Annotated in this window: 17 protein-coding genes; 10 read left to right on the forward strand and 7 right to left on the reverse strand. The window is 65.6% G+C overall.

Features of this window, described 5'->3' with window-relative positions; genetic code table 11:
• A complete protein-coding gene (locus AC3ANK_RS02750; RefSeq protein WP_206860079.1) occupies positions 1-1,014 on the reverse strand; it encodes a hypothetical protein in 1,014 nt (337 codons plus the stop codon).
• 66 nt (positions 1,015-1,080) lie between these two features.
• Between AC3ANK_RS02750 and AC3ANK_RS02755 the strand changes: the two genes are divergently transcribed.
• The 5 genes from AC3ANK_RS02755 to AC3ANK_RS02775 all read left to right on the forward strand — a co-directional run bounded on the left by AC3ANK_RS02755 (position 1,081) and on the right by AC3ANK_RS02775 (position 9,958).
• The gene (locus AC3ANK_RS02755; protein WP_484172077.1) at positions 1,081-2,268 is read left to right on the forward strand and encodes a cystathionine gamma-synthase; all 1,188 of its coding nucleotides are present in this window, start codon (positions 1,081-1,083) and stop codon (positions 2,266-2,268) included.
• A gap of 50 nt (positions 2,269-2,318) precedes the next feature.
• Positions 2,319-3,071: an ABC transporter permease gene (locus AC3ANK_RS02760; protein WP_206860077.1), complete on the forward strand. Its 753-nt coding sequence runs from the start codon at positions 2,319-2,321 to the stop codon at positions 3,069-3,071.
• A gap of 67 nt (positions 3,072-3,138) precedes the next feature.
• Positions 3,139-4,440, forward strand: a complete 1,302-nt coding sequence (locus tag AC3ANK_RS02765) for an ABC transporter ATP-binding protein (RefSeq protein ID WP_242524991.1) — start codon at positions 3,139-3,141, stop codon at positions 4,438-4,440.
• Positions 4,430-7,804: a glycosyltransferase gene (locus AC3ANK_RS02770; RefSeq protein WP_484172078.1), complete on the forward strand. Its 3,375-nt coding sequence runs from the start codon at positions 4,430-4,432 to the stop codon at positions 7,802-7,804. The genes AC3ANK_RS02765 and AC3ANK_RS02770 overlap by 11 nt, the downstream gene beginning before the upstream one ends.
• A gap of 75 nt (positions 7,805-7,879) precedes the next feature.
• Complete coding sequence (locus AC3ANK_RS02775; protein WP_206860074.1) at positions 7,880-9,958, forward strand: sulfatase-like hydrolase/transferase; 2,079 nt, start codon at positions 7,880-7,882, stop codon at positions 9,956-9,958.
• 88 nt (positions 9,959-10,046) lie between these two features.
• On the opposite strand, the gene wecB is transcribed toward AC3ANK_RS02775, so the two are convergent.
• From wecB to AC3ANK_RS02795, 4 genes are read right to left on the reverse strand one after another with little or no spacing between them, the layout of a single operon-like run.
• Positions 10,047-11,174, reverse strand: coding sequence for a non-hydrolyzing UDP-N-acetylglucosamine 2-epimerase (wecB, locus tag AC3ANK_RS02780; protein ID WP_206860073.1), 1,128 nt, complete (start codon positions 11,172-11,174; stop codon positions 10,047-10,049).
• 22 nt (positions 11,175-11,196) lie between these two features.
• On the reverse strand, positions 11,197-12,732 hold the full coding sequence (locus AC3ANK_RS02785) for a class I SAM-dependent methyltransferase (RefSeq protein ID WP_484172079.1): 1,536 nt from the start codon (positions 12,730-12,732) through the stop codon (positions 11,197-11,199).
• A gap of 17 nt (positions 12,733-12,749) precedes the next feature.
• A complete protein-coding gene (locus tag AC3ANK_RS02790) occupies positions 12,750-13,697 on the reverse strand; it encodes an electron transfer flavoprotein subunit alpha/FixB family protein (RefSeq protein ID WP_206860071.1) in 948 nt (315 codons plus the stop codon).
• Complete coding sequence (locus AC3ANK_RS02795) at positions 13,697-14,443, reverse strand: electron transfer flavoprotein subunit beta/FixA family protein (protein ID WP_206860070.1); 747 nt, start codon at positions 14,441-14,443, stop codon at positions 13,697-13,699. The genes AC3ANK_RS02790 and AC3ANK_RS02795 overlap by 1 nt, the downstream gene beginning before the upstream one ends.
• Positions 14,444-14,664: 221 nt before the next feature.
• On the opposite strand from AC3ANK_RS02795, the gene AC3ANK_RS02800 reads away from it, so the two are divergent.
• Positions 14,665-16,077, forward strand: a complete 1,413-nt coding sequence (locus AC3ANK_RS02800) for a mannose-1-phosphate guanylyltransferase/mannose-6-phosphate isomerase (RefSeq protein ID WP_206860069.1) — start codon at positions 14,665-14,667, stop codon at positions 16,075-16,077.
• Positions 16,078-16,126: 49 nt separating this feature from the next.
• On the opposite strand, the gene AC3ANK_RS02805 is transcribed toward AC3ANK_RS02800, so the two are convergent.
• Entirely contained in the window at positions 16,127-17,041 is a 915-nt protein-coding gene (locus AC3ANK_RS02805; protein ID WP_206860068.1) for an ATP-grasp domain-containing protein, read from the reverse strand.
• A 135-nt stretch (positions 17,042-17,176) separates the two neighbouring features.
• Here AC3ANK_RS02805 and AC3ANK_RS02810 point away from each other — a divergent pair, with 135 nt between their 5' ends.
• The 3 genes from AC3ANK_RS02810 to galE are packed head-to-tail and all read left to right on the forward strand — an operon-like array spanning position 17,177 to position 19,545.
• Positions 17,177-17,896 (forward strand): CoA transferase subunit A, encoded by a 720-nt coding sequence (locus AC3ANK_RS02810; RefSeq protein WP_484172080.1) that lies wholly within the window; start codon positions 17,177-17,179, stop codon positions 17,894-17,896.
• Between the two features lie 25 nt (positions 17,897-17,921).
• Positions 17,922-18,557: a CoA transferase subunit B gene (locus AC3ANK_RS02815; protein WP_484172081.1), complete on the forward strand. Its 636-nt coding sequence runs from the start codon at positions 17,922-17,924 to the stop codon at positions 18,555-18,557.
• A gap of 13 nt (positions 18,558-18,570) precedes the next feature.
• Entirely contained in the window at positions 18,571-19,545 is a 975-nt protein-coding gene (galE, locus tag AC3ANK_RS02820; protein WP_206860065.1) for a UDP-glucose 4-epimerase GalE, read from the forward strand.
• Positions 19,546-19,590: 45 nt separating this feature from the next.
• Here galE and AC3ANK_RS02825 read toward each other — a convergent pair whose 3' ends face one another.
• Entirely contained in the window at positions 19,591-21,213 is a 1,623-nt protein-coding gene (locus AC3ANK_RS02825) for an electron transfer flavoprotein-ubiquinone oxidoreductase (protein WP_206860064.1), read from the reverse strand.
• A 151-nt stretch (positions 21,214-21,364) separates the two neighbouring features.
• On the opposite strand from AC3ANK_RS02825, the gene AC3ANK_RS02830 reads away from it, so the two are divergent.
• A complete protein-coding gene (locus AC3ANK_RS02830; RefSeq protein WP_206860421.1) occupies positions 21,365-21,961 on the forward strand; it encodes an alpha-ketoglutarate-dependent dioxygenase AlkB family protein in 597 nt (198 codons plus the stop codon).
• Position 21,962 lies beyond the last annotated feature (1 nt).

Raw genomic sequence — 21,962 nt, forward strand, 5'->3', positions numbered from 1 at the left:
TCAACCGCGAGGACGCAGGCGCGGCGCCAGGTCGGCGGTGCCGATCGCGTCCAGCGCGGCCTGTGCCCATTCCATTCCGTCGCCGATGCCGTCGGCGTGTTTCTCCGCTGCGGCGGCGAGTTCGCGCCGGCGCGCGTTCGCATCGAAATGCGCGCCACCGTCCTTCGCGTAGCGGCTCAGCAGTTCGGACGCCTTGATGCGCTGCGCCCAGTCGTCGGGCACCGCGAGGCCGTAATGCGCCGCCAGCCGTGCCGTCGCCGGTGCGGGGTCGCGCAGGACGTCGGCGAAATCCAGGTCGATCAGGCGCCCGGCCAGGGCCGGGTCGGCGGACAGCGTTCGCCAGCGCAGCTGCTCGACCAGCCATGCGCGGGCGAGCCGGGCGCCGGTCAGTTCCGCACGCGGCAGCGCGGGCTGGCGCGCCAGCCGCAGCGGCTCGGTGGCGAGGACGCCCTCGATGAGGCCCGGGTCGCGGAGCATCGTCGCCAGCCAGGTCTGCAGGTCGACCCACAACAGGCAGCCACGGCCGGTGGGCGGCAGCAGGCGGTCGGCGAGGGTGGTCACCACGCTGGTCGGCTTCACCACGACCGCCCGGCTGTCGGGGAATCCCCGCGCGAGCAGGGCCAGCACCGGCGCCTCCCACGCGCGTACGGCCGGGTCCTCGCGGCCGTGGGCGAGGGCGAGCAGGGGCAGGGGTTCGCGCAGGCCGAGCACGCCCGGCACCAGGTCCAGCAGCCGGCTCACCAGCGAGGAACCGCAGTGGCCGACATGGAACAGCCAGTGGACGTCGCGCAGGGGCGGCGACGGCCCGAGCGCCGCGTCGAGTTCGGCCCGGTCGAGGGTCCAGCCGGACACCTCGCGGCGGCCCAGCGAACGCTGGTCGAGGAAGCTCGCCCGCCGGTAATCCCCGGCCTCGAAATGCAGCACCCAGGCCCGGTTTTGCGCCGCATCGAACGCGAACAGCGGATACGCTGCACTGCGGCTGAAGTCCGGCGGCAAACGCCTGGGTGGGCTCATGTGCGGTGCTAGAATCGTCGGCCGCCCATGCTAGCGCGGACTAGCTAAAAAAGACGGAAGGACGTAATGACTGAACGACATGCCGACGGCAGGGCGGGGAAGCCTGGCCTTGGTACCCTCGCGATCCACGCCGGCCAGGCGCCCGACCCGACCACCGGGGCGGTGATGACGCCGATCTACGCGACCTCGACCTACGCACAGAGCAGCCCGGGCGTGCACCAGGGCTTCGAGTACTCGCGCAGTCACAACCCGACCCGGTTCGCGTACGAGCGCTGCGTCGCCGGCCTGGAAGGCGGCACGCGCGGCTTCGCGTTCGCTTCCGGACTGGCGGCGACCTCGACGATCCTCGAGCTGCTAGATTCGGGCAGCCACGTCATCGCGATGGACGACGTCTACGGCGGTACGTACCGCCTGTTCGAGCGCGTGCGACGCCGCTCCGCCGGCCTGGACTTCAGCTGGGTCGACCTGAGCGACGCGGCTGCATTCGAAGCGGCGATCCGACCCGAAACGAAGATGGTCTGGATCGAAACACCGACCAACCCGCTGCTCAAGCTGGTCGACATCGCGCAGATCGCACAGATCGCGCGCAAGCGCGGCCTCATTGTCGTGGTCGATAACACGTTCTGCTCGCCAATCCTGCAGCGCCCGCTCGAACTGGGCGCGCACATCGTCATGCATTCGGCGACCAAGTACCTCAACGGCCATTCCGATATCGTCGGCGGTATGGCGGTGGTCGGCGACGACGCCGAGATCGCCGATCGCATGGCCTTCCTGCAGAACGCCGTCGGCGGCGTGCAGGGCCCGTTCGACAGCTTCCTCGCGCTGCGCGGCCTGAAGACGCTGCACCTGCGCATGAAGGCGCACTGCGAGAACGCGCAGGCACTGGCCGAATGGCTGGAGCAGCACCCGCAGATCGAAAAGGTCATCTACCCCGGCCTGAAGTCGCACCCGCAGCACGAACTGGCCAAGCGCCAGATGCACGGCTTCGGCGGCATGCTGAGCATCTACGTCAAGGGTGGCGAAGCCGCCGCGCGCCGCATGATGGAGCGTTGCGAATACTTCACCGTCGCCGAATCGCTCGGCGGCGTGGAAAGCCTCATCAACCACCCGGCGATCATGACGCATGCCTCGGTGCCCGCCGAGCGCCGCGCCGCGCTGGGGATTTCGGACAACCTGGTGCGGTTGAGCGTGGGGGTGGAGGATCTGGCCGACCTGCGCAATGACCTGGGCCAAGCTCTGGGGCTGCTCGGATGAATCGGCAGTCAACAGCCTCGTTCTGGATTCAACGCGCGCTCGCGTGGGAAATGGCCAAGCGCGAAGTCTACTCGCGCTATCAAGGATCTGTGGCAGGGCTTGCTTGGTCGTTCTTCTACCCGGTCTTGATGCTTGGGGTCTATACGTTCGTCTTCGGCGTAATTTTCCGCTCTCGCTGGAGCGCCGATGCCGGAAACCTGCCTACGTCTGAGTTTGCATTGATACTTTTTGCTGGGTTGATCGTATACGGCATGTTCTCTGAATGCCTGATCAAAGCACCAGCGCTGATTACTGCGAATATCCAGTTCGTGAAGAAGGTGGTATTTCCATTGGAAGTGCTCCCTGTCTCATGCGTCCTCGCGGCTACTTTCCATATGGTCGTCGGATTGCTGGTGTTGTTTGCCGCGATGTTGCTGGTCCAGGGGTGGATTCCGGCAACGGCGCTGATGTTCCCGTTCGTTTTCCTTCCGCTGGCGTTTGCGACGCTAGGCATCACCTGGTTCATCGCGGCCTCAGGCGTATACCTGCGTGATCTGACGCAGGTCATGCCCCTCGTCTCGACGATGCTGCTCTTTCTTTCGCCCATTTTCTATCCAATCACTGCAGTTCCGGAAAAGTTTCGGCGCATCGTCGAGCTCAATCCCATTACCGGTGTCGTGGAAGGTGTGCGAGAAGTCCTCATCTTCGGAAGGTTGCCTGACCTGAGCGTTCTTGCTTGGCAATACGTGGCAGCGTTGACCATTGCTTCGCTCGGATTGTGGTGGTTCCGGTTCGTGCGCAAGGGGTTTGCCGATGTCATCTGAAGTCGTAATCCGGGCATCGGGTCTTGGCAAACGATATGAAATCTTCGCGAGTCCTGCTGATAGGTTGATGCAACTGGTCGAGACTCCGCTTACGAGAGCGCTCGGCCGCGAACCGCGCGCGCGTGGTCGGGAGGTGTGGGCCCTGCGTGGCGTGGACTTCGAAGTCGAACGCGGGGAGACGCTTGGTGTAATCGGCCGCAATGGATCGGGCAAGAGCACTCTTCTGCAGATGCTATGCGGCACGGTCAATCCGACCGAAGGCCATGTTTTCGTTGATGGACGAGTGGCCGCGCTGTTGGAGTTGGGTGCCGGATTCAATCCGGAGTTCAGCGGACGCGAAAATGTGTTCCTCAGCGGCATGCTGCTCGGACTACAGCGGGAAGAAATCGAGCAGCGCTTCGACGATATTGCCGCGTTCGCAGATATCGGACAGTACATCGATGAGCCTGCCAAGACCTACTCCAGTGGCATGTTCGTTCGATTGGCGTTCGCCGTGGCGACGTCGGTGAATGCGGACGTTCTCATCATCGATGAGGCGCTTGCCGTGGGCGATGCTCGCTTTCAGGCGCGCTGCATGAAACGGCTACGGCAGATTCAAGACCGTGGCGCCTCGGTGTTGTTTGTCAGTCACGATGTCTCGGCGGTACGCGCGTTGTGTCAGCGCGCTCTATGGCTGGATGGGGGGCGGGCGCGGGCGCTGGGACCGGTCCTCCAGGTCACCTCCCGTTACATGGAGTCGATATTCGCCGATGATCCGGAAGCAGCGGCAGAGGTAGGGGGCATCGGTACCGGAATGCCCGGCGTTGCCGAATCCGAGGCTGCCACATCTGTGCACAACGTGAGGGTGGCGGAGGACGGCATCAAGGCGCCCAAGATCGCCGACGTGGCTTTGGATGCGCGCCCGGTCGCTCACTGGGGCGAAGAGGTCGGTCTAATACGCTCTGCAAACGTTCTGGACGTCAATGGCCAGCCCGTCGACCTCATCTATTGGGGCGACGTCTGTCGAGTGCGGATTCGTTTCGTGCTTCCGGAGAGCTATTCGCCGGATACATTCGGCGTGGCCTTTTCTATCAAGGATCTGCGCGGGTCGGACATCATCGTGTCCAGCACGCACGATGCAGGCGAGGCTCGATATCCCAACTGGCGTGCTGGCGACGAGGTAGAAGTCGAGTTCGACTTCGAGAATGGTCTCGTCGAAGGGAAATATTTCCTGGTGGCCGCACTTGAGCGGCGACATGGCACATCGATTGAATACTATGAGTATGTTGAAGGGGCACGATACTTTTCATCGTTGACTCCGAGGCGCTTTTCTGGGGTCTATCAGCCGAGTATGAAGCACCGCTTCCGGGAGGCGTCGGGTGTCAGGTGATTCGATCAACTCTCAGGATTACTGGGACGGCCGCTTCGACGAAGACTGGGAGGCGCTTCACGGCCGCGAGCAATCACGGTTTTTCGGCGCGCTTGCACTGCAGATGCTGCCCGATTGGCTGAAGCAAGCATCGCGCAGGCTACCGTTGAGCTGGTGCGACTGGGGATGTGCCTTGGGCGACGGCACGAACGAGCTCGCATTGGGCCTGAGCGGCGTGCCGATAACGGGCATCGACTTCTCACCGGTCGCTATTAAATCGGCGATGACGGCCTACCCTGCCCAGAACTTCGTTGTCCAGGATTGGACGAATGGCAGTGCCGAAGCCTCGTTGTACGACGTGGTCTTCAGTTCCAACACGCTTGAGCACTTTCACGAGCCGTGGGCGATTCTTGAGCGGGTGGCATCGCACGCGCGCTATGCCGTCGCGATGCTGTTGCCTTTCCGCGAGCGACGCTTGATTGATGAGCATCACGCGTCGTTCGATCCTTCGAACGTGCCGATCACGCTTCCGGGCGGCAAAGTACTGGTGCATGTGCAAGTGCGGGATACCAGCGCTGACCAGCCGTGCTATTGGCCGGGTGAGCAAGTCATGCTCGTATGGGCCGATCCGGCGTGGTTGGACTCGTTGTCGCTGCGGGTCAACGATGTTCGGTTCGAAGTCGAACCGTCCAGCACCGTGGCTGGGCTGCGCTCGGATGTCGAGAGTCTGGTTGCCGACCTGGGGACGACCCTCAACGCCCTCGCCGAATCTAGACCCGATCGTGCGGATGACGCCCAGCGACTGCGCAATGCACTCATGCACTGGCTTGCAGTGCGTCAATCCCAAAAGCAAAGTGCTGCGCCGGCGTGGCACTTCGAGCAAGTGGCCCGGGACCAGCGGCACGCGATCGAGCTTTCGTCTGCGCTCAACGCCTTGGTGCCATTGGTCGGCGAGACTGAAGCGGTCAGTGGACTCCGAGAGAAGCTGGCGTCGGCAGATGAGATCGCAGCTAAAGCAATTCAGGACATGGAGCTGTGGAAGAGGTTGTACGAACGCGAGTGCGCCGAAGCTGAGCGCTGGCAGCGCGTCGTAGAGGCGGAGCAGAAGCAATCTCTGGAAGCATTGAGAGAGATCGAGGTTATGTATGCGTCGCTAAAGGCGCAGAACAACCAAGCAGCCAGCTACCAAGCGGAGCTGAGTGCAGTCTATGCCAGTACGTCCTGGCAGATCACTCGTCCTTTGCGGTTGCTGCGGCGGTTTATGAGTCGCCCGCTTGAAACGACGAAGTATGTGGCGCGGTTATGCGTGCGCGGGCTGGGCGGGCAGTCGCGGGAAGTGGCCGCCTGGAAGCGGCGCATCGCCTCCGGGCTGAGGTTCGCCAGGCGCACCTTGAAGGCGCGGCGGATCGATCCCTCCGATCGGGCACGTGTGATGTCCATGATCCGCTCGCGAGCGGTCAAGCGGCTCAAGCATAGTGACTTTTCCAGACTTCCTAAGCTGGCTGGCGTTGCCGACGGCGTTGGCGATGTGTTCGTGTGGGCGGTGATCGACTGGAACTTCCGCACCCAGCGCCCTCAGCACCTTGCAACAGCGATGGCGAAGAAGGGGCATCGCGTTTTTTATATCTCTAACAATTTTGTGGACTCAGAGGTTCCTGGCTTTTCGGTGGAGGCAATCGAGGGGAGCGACAGGCTCTTCCAAGTCAATCTGAATGTTTCAGGGGCTCCCCAGATCTATTCTGACATGCCTACCAGAAGCCAGGTCGAAAGCATCCGCGGGAGTCTGTGCACGTTACTGGAGTGGACCAGATCCACGAAGTGTGTTTCATTCGTCCAGCACCCGTTCTGGCTCGATCCGGCGCAATGTCTGCCGAATGCGCAGCTGGTCTACGATTGTATGGACCATCACGGTGGATTCGAGAATAACGCGTCATCGATTCTCGAAGGCGAGCGTGCGCTGATCAACGCCTGTGACTTGTTGATCGTGACCTCCCAGTGGCTGGAGGATGAGCTTTCCGGCGAAGGGCGGAAGATCGCGCTTATCCGCAACGCAACGGAGTTCGACCACTTCAGTCGCGCGCCCGCCTCGGTATTCCGCGACGAACATGGACGCAAAGTAATCGGCTACTACGGTGCAATCGCCGAATGGTTCGACGCCGAGCTGGTCCGGCGTGTCGCGCTCGCACACCCTGACGCTCTGGTCCTGCTGGTCGGTCGCGACACGGCTGGCGTCGCCGCAGAGCTTGCCGACCTGGCCAACGTGCGGATGACCGGCGAAGTACCGTATGCCGAGTTGCCGTACTGGCTCTACGGGTTCGACGTCTGCCTGCTGCCGTTCAAGGTGATTCCGCTGACATTGGCGACGAATCCCGTGAAGGTTTACGAATACCTGAGTGCGGGCAAGCCTGTGGTGTCTGTCGACCTGCCGGAGCTGGCCCAGTTCGAAGACTTGGTCGCGCTGGCTGGCGACGCCGATTCGTTCGTGGATGAAGTGGGCAAGGTACTGGTCGACCAGACCGATGGCGCTTCCTCGGCCGAACTCCGCAGGGAGTTCGCCGCGCGTCAAACCTGGGCACATCGGGCGCAGGCGCTCGATGACGCGTTGGCCAGCATCAGCGAGCCGCGCGTCAGCGTCGTGGTGCTGACCTACAACAAGCTCGACTATACGAAGGCGTGCCTGGAAAGCCTGGAACGCTACAGCGATTACCCCAACATGGAAGTGATCGTCGTCGACAACGCATCCAGCGACGGCAGCCAGGACTACCTGCGCGAATGGGCCGCGCGCGGCGAAGACCGACGCTTCATCGCGAACGAGGTGAACTCGGGCTTTTCGGCCGGCAACAACATCGGGCTGGCCGTCGCGTCCGGCGATTACCTGGTGATCCTCAACAACGACACGTACGTCACGCCGGGTTGGATCAGGACCATGATCTCCCACTTCCGGCGCGACGCCAGCGTCGGCCTCGTCGGGCCGGTGACCAACAACATCGGCAACGAAGCGAAGATCGACATCCAGTACTCCGGCATGCCCGAAATGATCGAGGCGGCCGGCGCGTACACCCGCGCGCGCGTGGGCAGGTCGTTCCCGCTGGAAACCGCCGCGTTCTTCTGCGTCATGCTGAGCCGCGCCGCGTACACCGCGGTTGGCGGGCTGGATGAGCGGTTCGGCATCGGCTTCTTCGAGGACGACGACTACTGTCGGCGCCTGGCGATCGAAGGCTTCCGCATCCTCTGTGCCGAGGACGTCTTCGTGCATCACCAGCTGTCGGCGAGTTTCGGTGCGCTCGACACGGGCGTGCGCCAGGCCCTGTTCGAAAAGAACAAGGCGATTTACGAAGAGAAGTGGGGCGAGTGGAAGCCCCATTGCTATCGTCAGAAGGCATGACGCGGCAGGGGTGCCGCGTCGGCTTCACGGGTCGGTCGTAAGGGGGATGTCTTGAAGGATTCCAAGGGGACGGCCGTGTCGCTGCCACTGCGAACCATGGCGATCTCCGCCGTGATCGTGGTGTCGTGCGCGCTCCTGTCGAAGTTTCTGTTCGGATTCACCTACGGCATCCTTGCCGTGGTCATCGACACGTTGCTGCTCTGGCCTGCCGTTTGGCTCATCGGCTGGATGGCGCCGGGCCGTTCGTCGACATGGGTGTTCGCGACGGTCATCGCCGGCGTCTTCGTGCTCGGGCAGTCGGCCAAGATTTCGCTGATGGCCTTGCCGATCACGTTCGGCGACATCGTCTCCGGCGTCCAGCTGATCCGCGTGCTGCATGGGGCGCACCTCGTGTTCGCGCTAGCCGGGTGCGTGGTCGCGGTTCTCCTGCTGGCATGGGCGCTGCGGTTCCGCAAGGCGAGGTGGTACGCGCTGCCGGCACTCCTCGCCTACATTGCCTGCCTTCCGCTGCTGGCGTACGGCCTGGCATCGCTGGCCGGGCCCCGTTCGGAAGGAGCGTCCAGCGCATCCGTCGTCGGCGAACACGGAAGCCTCACGTTCGTATTCGCCGACCTGGCGCAGGGATGGCGGGAGAGATGGTCGTCCGTCGATGAGGCGAAGATCGACGCGCTCGCCGCTGGACACCGCGGGCGCGAGTCCCTGGGTGGGGACTTCAGGAAGCGCAACGTCCACCTGCTGCTGATGGAGGGATTGTGGGATCCGCTCCGCCTGGAGACCTACAAGTTCTCGCGCGACCCGTGGGATCCGCGTTTCCGGCGCCTATGGGAGCAGGGCGGGCGTTCGACCGTCCTGAGTCCGACCTTCGGAGGCGTTACCGCCAACGCGGAATTCGAGGCGTTGTGCGGCCTGCCCGCGTATCCCGACCGCGTCGTCTTCGAAGACGGATTGGACAATACGGTGCCGTGCCTGCCACGCATGTTGCGCGAGCGCGGTTACCTGACGGTCGCCAACCATCCCTACAAGGCCAAGTTCTGGTCCCGCGACGAGGCGTATCCGAAGGTCGGCTTCGAGCAGTACAACCCCAGTGGCGCCTACCGGCTGGACGACATGGACGGTGCGTTCCTCAACGACCGCTCCATGTATTTCCAGACGCTGGATCGGCTGAACAAGTTCGATCCCCAGCGCCCGTACTTCGCTTACGTGGTCAGCCTGAGTTCGCATTTCCCCTACGATCGCGATCGCGCCAAGCGCCCCGACCTGGTCACGGTCTCGCCCCAGGCGGACCTGTTGCAGGCGTACGCGAACGCGGTGGCGTATTCGACCGCGGCGATGATGGATTACATCGAAGCCGTTCGCGAACTGGATCCCGACGCCATCATCGTGCTGTTCGGCGACCACGCCCCCGTGCTGGGAGCCAATCCTGATCCCTACGTCGTCTCGGGCTTGAAGGGCGAGGCGGGGGCGGGTCGATCCGGCCTGGTGCAGATGAGTTCCACGCCCCTGCTGGTAATCGATGGACAGAAGGGCGCGGCGGACATGGGTCAGATCCCGCTGTACGCACTGCCTTCCCGCGTGCTCGCGCTGCTGGGCCCCGGCGCGCCTAAGTTGCCTTACGCGCAGGTCACGGGCGATGCGCGCAGCCGAATCTTCCTCGGGGCCTTCCTTGCGAGGAAGAATCGAGGCTGGGACGCCTGCACGACCGACACGCCTGATTGCAGGAAGGCGTCGAAGCAGCTCGAGCAGACCAAGATGCTGCGCAAGGATCTCATCCAGGGCAAACAGCAGTTCCTGCACGCCGCCAACCAGGCGTGGCTCGCGAAGCCCGTCGCCATGCAGCAGAACCTGCCCTACGGGGCCTGCAAGCTGGGCGTGCAGAACTGGGGGCCCCGCACCGCATCGAGCGGAAAGGGCTTCAACGTCCAGCCCGATGGTTCCAATGCGATCTGGCTGAAAGTGACGGAAGGCCGGGGCACGCCCATCCTGATGATCGGCGAGGACGAGGTCCGCGTGACCCTGGCGGGAAACATCGCGTCGGCCGGCTTCGACAATCCGCAATTCCTCACGGCGCCCGGTGAGTACCCGGTCAAGTACCGCTGCGAGGATGAAGCCGGTGAAGTTTCGGTCGGCACCTTCGTGGTCACCGCCAGCCCGTAGGCGATGCGGGGCAGGCTGATGCTCGCCCCTATGAAAGGCCCAGCGCCCACAGGGCGAAGCGGATGCGCCGCCCTGTTCTAAAGCGCCGTCAGGCCAGGATGCGTTCGACGATCCGCCTGGAGGCCTGCCCGTCCCCGTAGGGATTGTGGGCGCGTGCGAACTGCTCGTAGGCAGACGGCTCATCCAGCAGGCGGTTCGCTTCGGCGACGATCTTCCGGCTGTCGGTGCCCACCAGCACCACCGTGCCGGCCTCGACCGCTTCCGGGCGCTCGGTGGTATCGCGCATCACCAGGACCGGCTTGCCGAGCGACGGAGCCTCCTCCTGCACGCCACCGGAGTCGGTGATGATCAGGTAGGCGCGCGACATCAGGTACACGAACGGCAGGTAGTCCAGCGGCGGGATCAGCGTGACGCCAGGGTGGTTGGCGAGGATGCGGTTGACCGGTTCCTGCACGTTCGGATTGAGGTGCACCGGATACACGACCTGGGTGTCGCCCCGGTCGGCGATGGCCTTGAGCGCCAGGCAGATCTGCTCGAATCCGCCACCGAAGTTCTCGCGGCGATGACCGGTCACCAGGATCAGCCGCTTGCCCTCCTCGAGGAACGGGAACTGCGCGGACAGCGAAGCCTGCAGCTCTGGCGAGGCTTCGATCTTGCCGATGACTTCAAGCAGCGCGTCGATCACGGTGTTGCCGGTCACCAGGATCTTCCCGTCCGCAACGCCTTCGCGCAGCAGGTTGTCGCGCGCGGTCGCGGTTGGTGCGAAGTGCAGGCTGGCCAGAGGAGCCGTCATGCAGCGGTTGCCCTCTTCAGGCCATGGCGCATAGAGGTTGCCCGTCCGCAATCCCGCTTCGACATGGCCGACCGGCGTGCGGTTGTAGAAGGCCGCAAGGGCGGAGGCCAGCGTCGTGCTCGTGTCGCCATGCACGAGCACAAGGTCCGGCTTGTGCCTGCCGATGACTTCGCTCATGCCGGAGACGATCTTGCCGAACAGGCCCGGCAAGGTCTGCCCCGGCTCCATCACGTTGAGGTCGTCGTCGGGCGTGATGCCGAACAGGTCCAGGACCTGGTCGAGCATCTGCCGGTGCTGGGCGGTCACCACCACGATCGGCTCGACGGCGGGCGCTGCGGCGAGTGCCTTGATGACCGGCGCCATCTTGATCGCCTCTGGCCTGGTGCCGAAGGCCACCAGGACTTTCTTGCTGCGTTGATTCATTTATTCCCGTGGAGATGCTGGTTCAAAGAGCGCGCTTGCGGAACGTGCCATGGAGCTCGGTCGGGCGACCGCCGTTCCTGAAATGCGCGAGTTCCTGTTCGACGAGGGAATGGATGCGCAGGACATCCCCCTCTCGCGAAAGATCGTAGTTGTCGGAATAGGCCAGGTCGACGAGGCGCCACAGGAAGCAGTTGCGCCGATACACCGCGATGGGTTCGAAGCGATGGAGCAGCAGTGGTTCGATCTCGTCGCTGCGGATTCCCTCGAACGTCGCGTCCGAGAAATCGACGTTGGGCAGATCCTCGTCGACACGACCGGTGTTGCGGTTGCGACGATACCGCTCGGGAAGCGCACGGAAGACCGAGTTGCCGACCCGGTAGTCCTCGTCGAACAGGCGGTTGCCGCTGCGACCGATGGCTTCGCCGATGCTCCAGAACTCGCCGTCATCGGTGAGGGCATCGCGAATGAAGTTCAGCACGCCCTCCAGTTCGACGACGTGGTGCAGTGCCGAGACGCACATCACGATGTCGTACTGCTCGCCGAAGTCCCGGATCTCGTTGACGTCGGCCAGGATCAGCCGCGGTTGCTGGTCCGGCGGGAAGTTCAGCGCCGCGCTCTTCAGCAGGTCGCGGCTGATGTCGAGCAGCGTCCACCGTGCGCGATCGCCGACGCGCGATGCGAACTGCGCCTCGATCCTGGCCGCTCCCGCGCAGAGCGAAAGGATCCGCACGGGCTTATCGGGCGTGGCCTGCAGGCGTTCCGCGGCGCGCACCAGCCGTTCGCCGAAGTCCGGCGCCGTCGCCTGCAGCGTGCTTCCGAGCAGGTGGTGTGCGTACTCGTAGGCGCCGGAAGGGAACCGGGCCAGCTGATGCGGGAACGGAAACTCGGGCCTGCCGGGCGGTGCCGGCTGCTGCTGCGTCGCCCGCGCGTTCGCCAGCAGCTCATGCAGGGGGATGCATTCGGCGGGCGGGACCGCGCTCCCGGACCGGTCCAGCGAGCCCTGGTACATCGAATGATCGTAGACGCTGGAAAAATGCGCGATCTCGTTCGCGATGCGCTCCTTGCGGAACGCTATCGCACGCAACGCGCCCATGCGCTCCTCGCTGCCGACCGCCAGGTCGTAGATCGCGATCCAGTCGCCGCGCGGATCGTTCGCATCGCCCGCGCCGCAGACCAGGCGGACGGTGAACTGCGCACCCATCCAAGGGCTCAGGTCGAAGTACGCATGGCGGGGAGCGAGCCCGAATTCCCCGTACGGCACCTTCAAGGCGCCGATGCGATGGGTACCGCCCTTGTCGTCGATCAGTTCAATGAAGAGCTCGGCGCCGTCCCGGCTCAGGTTGCCGTGGGCAGCGCCGTAGCGCACGGCCATCCGCTGCCCACTGGAGATCGTGATGGAACCCAGCCGCACCCGCTCGCCCGCGAGCAGCAGCAGGGCGGGGCGGGCGACGCCGCTATGGCCGATGGTCATCCATCTGCTGGGAGGAGGCGCCGCTCCGGCCTCGACCTCGATATGGCTGTCACTGGACAGATACAGTTCGTGCATATCGGAGCCCATCCGAGGGGAGCCCGATACTAACCGGACTGTAGGGCAGTCGTAAGTTCAGGGAGAAGGCTGAACAGATCCCCCACCAGCCCGATGTCCGCGATCTCGAAGATCGGCGCGTCGCCGTCCTTGTTGATCGCCACGATGGTGCCGGCGTCCTTGATGCCGGTCAGGTGCTGGATCGCGCCGCTGATGCCGACGGCGATGTAGAGCTCCGGCGCGATGATCTTGCCGGTCTGGCCGACCTGCAGTTCGTTCGGCACGTAGCCCGCGTCGACCGCGGCGCGCGATGCGCCGACGGCGGCGCCGAGCTTGTCGGCCAGCGCGTAGATGACCTTGAAGTTCTCCGCCGATCCGACGCCACGACCACCGGAGACGACGCGGCGCGCCGACTGCAGGTCCGGGCGATCCGACTTGCCGGCCGCCAGGCCGACGAAGCGCGTGTGCGAGGGCAGGGCGGCGTCGACGCTGGCGGCTTCGACCGCCGCATTGCCGCCCCTCGCCGCTTCCGGCCACGAGGCCGTGCGCACGGTGGCGACCACGGTCTGTCCGGCCGGCGCTTCGACGGTGATGATCGCGTTGCCCGCGTAGATCGGGCGCTTGAAGGTGTGGCTGCCTTCCGCGGCCATGACGTCGGACACCTGCGACACGCCCAGCAGCGCGGCGACGCACGGCATCAGGTCCTTGCCGAAGGTGGTGCTCGGGCCGAAGACGTGGGTGTAACCGGCGGCGATCTTCGCCACCTGCGGTGCCAGGATCTGCGCGATGGCGTTCGCGTTGGCCGCGTTGGCGACCGTCAGCACCTTGCCGACGCCGGCGATCTGCGCGGCTTCGGAGGCAACGGCCGACGGATCGGCGGCCAGCACCACGATGTCGATGGACTCGGGTTTCAGCGCCTGGGCAGCGGAAACGCACTTGGCGGTGGAGGCGTTGAGCTTGCCGTCCAGGTGTTCGGCGACGATGAGTACCTTGCTCATTACAGCAGCCCCTTCTGCTTGAGTGCGGCGACCAGTTCGGCCGCGTCCTTCACCATCACGCCCTTGCTGCGCTTGGCCGGCGCGGCGTAGTGCGTGGTCTTGAGGCCTTCGCCGGCATCGACGCCGAGATCGGCGAACTGCACGGTTTCCAGCGGCTTGCTCTTGGCCTTCATGATGTCCGGCAGCTTGATGAAGCGCGGCTCGTTCAGGCGCAGGTCGGTGGTGACGACCGCCGGCAGGTCGACTTCGAGCGTTTCCAGTCCGGCATCGACTTCGCGCGTGACCGTGGCCTTGCCGCCTTCCACCTCCAGCTTCGAGGCGAACGTCGCCTGCGGACGGCCCCACAGCGTGGCGAGCATCTGGCCGGTCTGGTTGGCGTCGTCGTCGATGGCCTGCTTGCCGAGGATCACCAGGTCCGGCTGTTCCTTCTCGATCAGCTTGAGCAGCGTGCGTGCGGCGGTCAGCGGCTGGATCGGCTGGTCGGACACGACGTGGATGGCGCGGTTGGCGCCCATTGCCAGGCCGTTGCGCAGGTGCGCCTGGGCGTCGGCCGGGGCGATGGTGGCGACCACGACCTCGGTCGCGATGCCCTTGTCGCGCAGGCGCAGGGCTTCTTCCAGCGCGATTTCGTCGAACGGGTTGGCCGACAGCTTGACGCCGTCGGTGACCACGCCGGAGCCGTCCGGCTTGACCTGGATGCGGACATTGAAGTCCACCACGCGCTTGTAGCCGACGAGGATCTTCATCGTGCGGGGATTCCTATGGTTGCTGGGCCGAAAGCGGGCCGAGAACCGGCGATTCTAGCCGAGTGGGGCTCCCTACGCAGGCGGATGGAATCGGTCTTCCTGCGTCCGGCAGGGACGGTAGGCGCGCCGCAATCCGTTCATTGTCTGGAATCCCGGCTTCGGCCGGGGCAGCCCGATCCGGTACCCTTCAGCGGGCTCGTTCCCCCCAAGGCGGAGTCCAAATGCTTCATCCGGTCATTCTCAGCGGCGGCAGCGGAACCCGGCTCTGGCCGTTGTCCCGCCAGAACCAGCCCAAGCAGTTCCTGGCGCTCGTCGGCGATCACTCGCTGTATCAGGAAACCGTGCGGCGGGCGAGCAAGCTGCCCGGCGCGCAGCCGCCCATCACCGTCTGCGCCGACGACCACCGGTTCATGGTCGGAGAACAACTGCAGGGCGCGGGAATCGCCAGCGGCGGCATCCTCCTGGAGCCCGCCGCGCGCAGCACCGCCCCGGCGATCGCGCTGGCCGCGCTGCACGCGCTGGCGCGCGACCGGGAGGCGATGTTGCTGGTGATGCCGGCCGACCACCTCATCGAGGACGAAGCGGCGTTCCGCGCCGCCGTCGAAGCCGCGACCGGGCTGGCCCACGAGGGCTGGCTGGTCACGTTCGGCATCCGCCCCGAATACGCCGAGACGGGCTACGGCTACATCCTGCGAGGCACCGAGCTCGGAGAAGGCGGCTTCCGTGTCGAGCGCTTCGTCGAAAAGCCGGACAAGGCGACGGCCGAGCGCTATGTCGCCGAGGGCACGTACGCCTGGAATTCGGGCATGTTCCTCTTCGGCGCGCAACGCTATCTGGACGAGCTTGGGCGCCATGCGCCGGCGATCCTGGAGGCCGCGCGCGCCGCCATGGGCGGTGCGAAGGCCGACCTCGATTTCACCCGCGTCGATCACGACGCCTTCGCGGCGAGTCCGAGCGACTCGATCGACTACGCGGTGATGGAGAAAACCGACAGGGCTGCCGTGGTTCCGGTGAGCTGCGGCTGGAGCGACATCGGGTCGTGGTCGTCGCTGTGGTCGGTCGCGCAGCGCGACGGAGACGGCAATCGGTACGAAGGCGACGTGATCGCCGTCGACACGCGCGACAGTCTCGTGCGTGCGTCGGAGCGGCGCATGGTTGCCACGATCGGCGTCGAGGACCTGGTGATCGTCGATACGCCCGACGCCACGCTGGTGGCGCGCAAGGACCGGGTCCAGGACGTCAAGGCCATCGTCGACAAGTTGAAGTCCGACGGTCGCCAGGAGCACCTGTTCCATCGCAAGGTCTACCGTCCGTGGGGTAGTTACGACTCCATCGGTGTCGGACCGCGCTTCCAGGTCAAGCGCATCATGGTGAAGCCCGGCGCCGCGCTCAGCCTGCAGAAACACGCGCATCGCGCCGAACACTGGATCGTCGTCTCCGGCGTCGCCGAGGTCACCTGCGACGACCGCGTGTTCGACCTGCACGAGAACGAAAGCACCTACATCCCATTGGGCAGCGTGCATCGTCTGCGCAACCGCGGCACCGAACCTGTCGAGCTGATCGAAGTGCAGTCCGGTGGCTACCTGGGCGAGGACGACATCGTCCGCCTGGAAGACGTGTACGGGCGTTCGTAAGCGATACCCCAGGGCGCCCCGGTCCGGGGCGCCTTGGACGATGCGGCCGTCAGGGCGAAACGCCGCCGAGGCGCTTCGCCAGCAACGACGCGAACCGCTCCGCGCTGCCCGGCGCATGCGCGAAGAACAGCGACGGCTCGCACAGCTCGAGTTCGAGCAGGCGCGGCGTGCCGGCACCGTCGTGGATGAGGTCGACGCGCGCGTAAAGCGGCGCTTCGTCCAGGCCCAGCGCATCGCGTGCGGCTGCCATGACGCGATCCGCCAGTGAGAATTCTTCTTGCGACGGCAGCCGCGGCGCGATCGCTTCGGCGGCGAACAGATGGTTCGTGGGCGCTTCGCCCGGCCGCAGCAGCGCGCCCTTGCGGATCGCGTGGCTGAATTCGCCGGCGAAGAACATCAGCGCGGTTTCGCCGTGTTCGTCCACCGACGCGAGATACGGCTGCAGCATCGCGCTGCGATCGGCGTCGAGCAGGCGCGCGAGATGGTTGGCCGCGGCGAATTCCTGCGACCGCGCGTAGCGCTGCGCATCCTTCGAGCCCGCGCCCACGCTCGGCTTCACGACGAACTCCGCCGCGTCCGCATGTTCGGCGAGGAACGCCTGCAACGCCGGCAGCGGTTCCATGTCCGGTTCGACGAACACCGTCGGGACGATCGGCGCGCCACGCGTGGCGAGGTCGGCGAGATAGTGCTTGTCGGTGTTCCAGCCGATGACGTGGAGCGGATTGATCAGCCGCGTCTGCGTCGACACGCGCGCGCTCCATGCGAGGAATTCGCGCAGCCGCGGCACGTAATCCCAGGGCGAACGCAGGATCGCCGCATCGAAGCGGCTCCAGCCGACGGTCGGGTCGTCCCAGGCGCGGACATGGGCGGCAAGGCCGGCACGGGCGCAGGCGTCGAGCAGCGGCGCCAGGTCGTCGTCGGCACCTGCGGCGGCGATGGCGGTCACGAGGGCGATCCGGGTCATGCCCGAAGTCTAGACGCTGGCGGCCTCCGGCCGCGATGAGAGCAACTCCCCGCCGCATGCCCGAACGTACGGTGGGGCGCGTCGCGCGGCCACGGTAAACTGCCGGCCATTGCGCAGAACCGAACGGAGTCCGTCATGGCCGCGACGCAAAACGGCAAGAACAAGGTTTTCCCCAGCGCGAAGGCGGCGCTCGACGGCATCGTCGCCGACGGGCAGACGCTCGCCGTCGGCGGCTTCGGCCTGTGCGGGATTCCCGAGGCGCTGATCGCCGCATTGCGCGACAGCGGCGCCAAGGGGCTCACCGCGATCTCCAACAACGCCGGCGTCGACGGCTTCGGCCTGGGCCTGCTGCTGGAGACGCGGCAGATCAGGAAGATGATTTCGTCCTACGTCGGCGAGAACAAGGAGTTCGAGCGCCAGTTCCTCTCCGGCGAACTGGAGCTGGAATTCAACCCGCAGGGCACGCTGGCCGAGCGCCTGCGCGCGGGCGGCGCGGGCATCCCGGCGTTCTTCACGCGCACCGGCTACGGCACCGTCGTCGCCGAAGGCAAGGAAACGCGCGAATTCGACGGCCACCATTACGTGATGGAAACCGCGCTCAAGGCCGACGTCTCGCTGGTGAAGGCGTGGAAGGCCGACAAGGCCGGCAACCTGGTGTTCCGCAAGACCGCGCGCAACTTCAATCCGGCCTGCGCGATGGCCGGCGCCGTCTGCATCGTCGAAGTCGAGGAACTGGTCGAAGTCGGCCAGATCGACCCCGACCACGTGCACCTTCCGGGCATCTACGTCGACCGCATCGTCGTCAACGCCACGCCCGAGAAGCGCATCGAGCAGCGCACCGTGCGCGCCGCCTGATCCCCACGAATACAGGAACAACGACATGGCTTGGACCCGCGACCAGATGGCGCAGCGCGCCGCGCAGGAACTCACCGACGGCGCCTACGTCAACCTCGGCATCGGCCTGCCGACGCTGGTGGCCAACTTCATTCCCGACGGAGTGGACGTGTGGCTGCAGAGCGAGAACGGCCTGCTCGGCATCGGCCCGTTCCCGACGGAAGCCGAGGTCGACGCCGACCTCATCAACGCCGGCAAGCAGACCGTCACCGCGCGTGCCGGCGCGAGCTACTTCGGTAGCCACGATTCGTTCGCGATGATCCGCGGCGGCCACATCGACCTGGCGATCCTCGGCGCGATGCAGGTCACCGACAAGGGCGACCTCGCCAACTGGATGGTGCCCGGCAAGATGGTGAAGGGCATGGGCGGCGCGATGGACCTGGTCGCCGGCGTGAAGCGCGTGGTCGTGCTGATGGAGCACACCGCGAAGAACGGCGAGCACAAGATCCTGCCCGAATGCACGCTGCCGCTGACCGGCGTGGGCGTGGTGAACCGCATCATCACCGACCTTGCGGTGCTGGACGTCGCCGAAGACGGCCTGAAGCTCGTCGAGCTCGCGCCGGACGTGACCGAAGAAGAGCTGCGCGAGAAGACCGGCGTGCCGTTCTCGCGCGCCGCGTGAGATCGAGCCTTCGATGAAAGTGCTGGTTTGCGGAGGTGCGGGCTACATCGGCTCGCACATGGTGCGTCGCCTCGTGCGCGATGGCGTCGGTACGGTCGTGTTCGACAACCTTTCCACCGGCCATCGCGAGTCGATCGGCGACGCCGCCTTCGTGCGCGGCGATCTGCTCGATGCGGCGCAGCTGCGCGATCTGTTCGCGCAGCATCGCTTCGACGCGGTGATGCATTTCTGCGCGCGATCGCTGGTCGGCGAATCGGTGCAGGAGCCCTACGCGTACTACCAGAACAACGTCGCTGGCACGCTCAACCTGTTGCAGGCGATGCGCGACGCCGATGTCGGGAAGCTCGTGTTCTCGTCCACCGCGGCGGTGTTCGGCCATCCGGAATCGGAACTGATCGACGAGTCGCATCCGACGCGGCCGATCAATCCGTACGGCGCGAGCAAGCGGATGGTGGAAATCATCCTGGAAGATGCGGCGCGTGCGTATGGACTGCGTTCGGTCGCGCTTCGCTACTTCAACGCGGCGGGCGCGTCGCCGCAAGGCGACATCGGCGAGTCGCATTCGCCCGAAACGCACCTGATCCCGAACATGCTGCGCGCGGCCAACGGCGACGCGCCGTCATTGAAAGTCTTCGGCAACGATTACGCGACGCCCGACGGCACCTGCGTGCGCGACTACGTGCACGTCGACGACCTCGCCGATGCGCATTCGCGCGCGCTGGATTTCATGGCGTCGAACGAAGGCGCGCACGCGTTCAACCTCGGCAACGGCGCGGGGTTCAGCGTGATGCAGATGATCCAGGCCGCGGGCGACGTGGCCGGCACGCCCATTCCCTACGAGATCGCGCCGCGACGCGCGGGCGATCCCGATCGCCTCGTGGCAGGTAGCGAAAAGGCGCGGCGCCTGCTGGGGTGGCAGCCGCATTACACCGACATCGCGCGAATCATCGACACCGCGTGGCGCTGGCATCGCAATCCGCGCTACTGATTTCCAGCAAGCGCCTGCGAGGAAGTTCCCCGCAGGCGCGATGCCTCACAGGTTCTGGTAGTTCGGTCCCGAGCCGCCTTCCGGCGTCACCCAGTCGATGATCTCGTAGGGATCCTTGATGTCGCAGGTCTTGCAGTGGACGCAGTTGGCGGCGTTGATCTGCAGGCGCTTGCCGGCTTCATCCTGCACGATCTCGTACACCGCCGCCGGGCAGAAGCGCGTGCAGGGGTTGTCGTATTCCTCGGCGCAACGCGTGATGCAGATGGACGTGTCGCGCACCTTCAGGTGCACGGGCTGGTCCTCGTCGTGCTCGGTGGCGGCGTAGTACACGCCCTGCAAACGGTCGCGCGGCGCGAGTGGGCGGTCGATGTAGTCGCGTTTGGGACTTTCGTATTCGCCGATCTTTTCCAGCGAACACCAGTCGGCCTTGTTCTTCAGCGTCCATGGCGAGAGCCCGCCGGTGACGGTTTCCCACGCCGAGTTGAGGATGCCGAACCACAGTCCGCGCTTGAAGCCCGGTTTGATGTTCCGGACCTTCTTCAGCTCGGCCATGATCTCCGAGCCGCGCAGCTTCGCGTCGAAGCCTTGCGCCGACAGCTGCGAAGCGACGAGGTGCTCCGCCGCGAGCATGCCGGAGCGGATCGCCTGGTGCGTGCCCTTGATCTTGGGCACGTTGAGCAGGCCGGCGGTGTCGCCGATCAGCAGCGCGCCGGGCATCTCGATCTTCGGCAGCGACTGGTAACCGCCCGTCACGATCGCGCGCGCGCCCGCCGAAAGAATGCTGCCGCCTTCCAGCAGCGGCCTGAACAGCGGGTGGTTCTTCCATTGCTGGAAGGCCTCCCACGGTTTGTATTCCGGGTCCTTGTAGTCGAGTCCGCTGACGTAGCCCAGCGCGATGCGGCCCTTGTTCAGGTGGTACAGGAAGCCGCCGCCGTAGATGGCGTTGTCGGCCGGCCAACCGAAGCTGTGCACGATCTTGCCGGGCGTCACGCGGTCTTCCGGCACCTGCCACAGTTCCTTGATGCCGATCGAATAACCCTGCGGATCGCTGTCGGCGTCGAGCTTGAACTGCTTGATCAGGCGCTTGGTGAGATGGCCGCGCGCGCCTTCGGCGAGCACGGTGACTTTGGCGCGGATGTCGATGCCGGGCGTGTAGCCGGGCTTGTGCGAGCCGTCCTTCGCCACGCCCATGTCGCCGATGCGCACGCCCACGACGGCGCCGCTGTCGTCGTGCAACGTCTCGGCGGCGGCGAAGCCGGGGTAGATCTCCACGCCCAGCGCTTCGGCCTGCGGCGCGAGCCACGCGCACATCGCGCCGAGGCTGACGATGAAATTGCCCTCGTTGTGCATGCCGGGCGGAATCGGCAGGCGACGGTGGCCTTCGTGCGTGAGCAGCCAGAACTCGTCGTCCTTCGCCGGCACGCAGATTGGCGGCGGGTTGTCGCGCCAGCCGGGCAGCAGGGCGTCGAGCGGGCCCGGTTCGATCACCGCGCCGGACAAAATGTGCGCGCCGATGGTGGACGCCTTCTCGATCACGCAGACGGACAGCTCCGGATTGAGCTGCTTCAGGCGGATCGCGAACGACAGCCCGGCCGGACCGGCACCGACGGTGACGACGTCGTACTCCATCACGTCGCGTTCGACGGCGTTCGGATCGGGTTGGCTCATGGGAGGCGCTCCAAGACGGGCTGGCGTACAGCGGCTGGCGGATTTCAGGGCGGATTCCAGGGCGAGTCCGCAAGGCGTGATTGTCGCGGTTTGCGCCGCCCGCGCCAAATCCGCCGGCGGGCGCACGCGATACGGCGTGCTAGCTTGGCGTATGGTCCTCGCCCCCGTTCCCTTGCCCGACGCACAGCTGCGGTTCGATCCGCACTGGCTGGGCCCGGTCGAGGCCGATGCGCTGCTGGATACCCTGCGCGCGCAGGTTCCCTGGGAGGTCCACCGCATCCGCATCTTCGGCCGCGAAGTCGATTCGCCGCGGCTGAGCTGCTGGATCGGCGATCCCGACGCGCGCTACCGCTATTCGGGCACGTTGTTCGATCCCCACCCGTGGCCAGCGTCGCTCGGTCCCGTGCGTGAGCGACTCGAGCGTACGCTCGGCGTCGCGTTCAACAGTGTCCTGGCGAACCTGTATCGCGATGGAAACGACGCGATGGGCTGGCACAGCGATGCCGAGCCGGAACTCGGGCGCGAGCCTGTGATCGCCTCGATCAGCCTCGGCGCGACCCGGCGGTTCGCGTTGAAGCATCGCGACGATCCGGCCCGGAAACTCGCGCTGGACCTGCCCCACGGCAGCCTGCTGGTGATGTCCGGCGGGACGCAGCGCCATTACCGCCACGCGCTGCCGCGCACGACGCGGCCGATCGGACCGCGGATCAACCTGACCTTCCGGCGGATCCTCGCGCCGGACGGTTGAA

It is taken from the genome of Lysobacter sp. SCRH-1R, from assembly GCF_057747855.1.

Bases quoted from the DNA above. Each gene is read 5' to 3' on its own strand.
- AC3ANK_RS02750 (WP_206860079.1), bottom strand. From the start codon at position 1,014: ATGAGCCCACCCAGGCGTTTGCCGCCGGACTTCAGCCGCAGTGCAGCG.
- AC3ANK_RS02755 (WP_484172077.1), top strand. From the start codon at position 1,081: ATGACTGAACGACATGCCGACGGCAGGGCGGGGAAGCCTGGCCTTGGT.
- AC3ANK_RS02760 (WP_206860077.1), top strand. From the start codon at position 2,319: ATGGCCAAGCGCGAAGTCTACTCGCGCTATCAAGGATCTGTGGCAGGG.
- AC3ANK_RS02765 (WP_242524991.1), top strand. From the start codon at position 3,139: ATGCAACTGGTCGAGACTCCGCTTACGAGAGCGCTCGGCCGCGAACCG.
- wecB (WP_206860073.1), bottom strand. From the start codon at position 11,174: ATGAATCAACGCAGCAAGAAAGTCCTGGTGGCCTTCGGCACCAGGCCA.
- AC3ANK_RS02785 (WP_484172079.1), bottom strand. From the start codon at position 12,732: ATGGGCTCCGATATGCACGAACTGTATCTGTCCAGTGACAGCCATATC.
- AC3ANK_RS02790 (WP_206860071.1), bottom strand. From the start codon at position 13,697: ATGAGCAAGGTACTCATCGTCGCCGAACACCTGGACGGCAAGCTCAAC.
- AC3ANK_RS02795 (WP_206860070.1), bottom strand. From the start codon at position 14,443: ATGAAGATCCTCGTCGGCTACAAGCGCGTGGTGGACTTCAATGTCCGC.
- AC3ANK_RS02800 (WP_206860069.1), top strand. From the start codon at position 14,665: ATGCTTCATCCGGTCATTCTCAGCGGCGGCAGCGGAACCCGGCTCTGG.
- AC3ANK_RS02805 (WP_206860068.1), bottom strand. From the start codon at position 17,041: ATGACCCGGATCGCCCTCGTGACCGCCATCGCCGCCGCAGGTGCCGAC.
- AC3ANK_RS02810 (WP_484172080.1), top strand. From the start codon at position 17,177: ATGGCCGCGACGCAAAACGGCAAGAACAAGGTTTTCCCCAGCGCGAAG.
- AC3ANK_RS02815 (WP_484172081.1), top strand. From the start codon at position 17,922: ATGGCTTGGACCCGCGACCAGATGGCGCAGCGCGCCGCGCAGGAACTC.
- galE (WP_206860065.1), top strand. From the start codon at position 18,571: ATGAAAGTGCTGGTTTGCGGAGGTGCGGGCTACATCGGCTCGCACATG.
- AC3ANK_RS02825 (WP_206860064.1), bottom strand. From the start codon at position 21,213: ATGAGCCAACCCGATCCGAACGCCGTCGAACGCGACGTGATGGAGTAC.
- AC3ANK_RS02830 (WP_206860421.1), top strand. From the start codon at position 21,365: ATGGTCCTCGCCCCCGTTCCCTTGCCCGACGCACAGCTGCGGTTCGAT.